Genomic DNA, 1,056 nt, shown 5'->3' with positions numbered 1-1,056 from the left:
GGCGTAGATGATGGCGATTAGAGCAGCAAGATGGAAAAGATAGCCAAACATCAAGCTAAGTTTATCAACCTTAACTGGCTCTAGTGCATAGCCCATAAACTCCATAGACCAGAATACGCCATGCTCTAGGCCGACCAAGTTAAGAGCACCTAAAATGGGAGCCGCTAACATGATGAGGTTTCGTGTCCAGCCACGTAATAGTAACGCAGCTAAAGCACCTAGCATTAGGGGAAGAAATGGAATCACATTACTCATCGTAGTAATCTTCACCTCGCATCAGAAAGGTTCGCATCCATGTTGCTATGAAAACGAGAATAGAACAGCCTACAAAGCCGTAAATGGCATAAAAAGCAGGGAAGTTCTCCCAGCTGTGGTAAATATGGCGGTGAACAATAAAGTCAGCAATCACTAGCAAAGCACATGCGACATAAAATACTTTTAACATCTTTTTGACGTTTTCTGGCTTGTCGAACCAGCCATCTGAAGAGTGATGATCAGACATTTAGCCTTCCCCCATATTCGTTGATACACCTGGAATCAAATTTATTAGATCGATCAGGGGTTGAGGATAGAAGAACAAGGCAAGACATCCAAACGAAGTCACGCCAAGTGCTATTAAAATTGGTAACGGAGCCTCTTTAGTGTCCGACCATGCCCAAGGCTTAGATTCTTTTGCTTGGGTATTAAAGAATGCTTTGATTGGGATGGGCAAAAGATAAGCGATATTAAGCAAGGAACTTATCATTAGCACGGCGACAATGATGAGCTTGTCAGATTCAAGAGCGCCCATTGTCAGATACCACTTGCTCCAGGTTCCTGCCATAGGAGGAAGGCCAATTATACTTATTGCACCAATCGCAAAAGCAGCAAAGGTGAGTGGCATTTGCCGGCCAAGTCCCACCATGTCGCTGATGTTCTTTTTGTGACTGGCAACCATAATTGCACCGGCGCAGAAGAAGAGGGTGATTTTACCAACAGCATGTGTGGCGATATGTAAGGCAGCACCGGCATGGGCGATAGATGAAGCAAGCAGAGCACCCACGACAATGTAGCTTA

General features: G+C 44.9%; 2 protein-coding genes and 1 pseudogene. All 3 read right to left on the bottom strand.

What is annotated here, in order from left to right; translation table 11 throughout:
• Positions 1-255: pseudogene (locus A3729_RS30165) on the bottom strand (Na(+)/H(+) antiporter subunit D); the annotation flags it as partial.
• Positions 248-502, bottom strand: a complete 255-nt coding sequence (locus tag A3729_RS30160) for a hypothetical protein (RefSeq protein ID WP_068508488.1) — start codon at positions 500-502, stop codon at positions 248-250. The pseudogene A3729_RS30165 and the gene A3729_RS30160, both read right to left, overlap by 8 nt.
• The coding region (locus A3729_RS30155) for a proton-conducting transporter membrane subunit (RefSeq protein ID WP_304439803.1) at positions 503-1,056 on the bottom strand (554 nt) is incomplete at its 5' end.

The sequence above is a fragment of the Oleiphilus sp. HI0043 genome (assembly GCF_001634935.1).
Note: the sequence above shows the minus strand (reverse complement) of the source record. Positions and strands in the feature narration are given on the sequence as shown.

What these genes read in the sequence shown, in the direction of transcription:
- A3729_RS30160 (WP_068508488.1), bottom strand. Translation starts at nt 502, where the DNA reads ATGTCTGATCATCACTCTTCAGATGGCTGGTTCGACAAGCCAGAAAAC.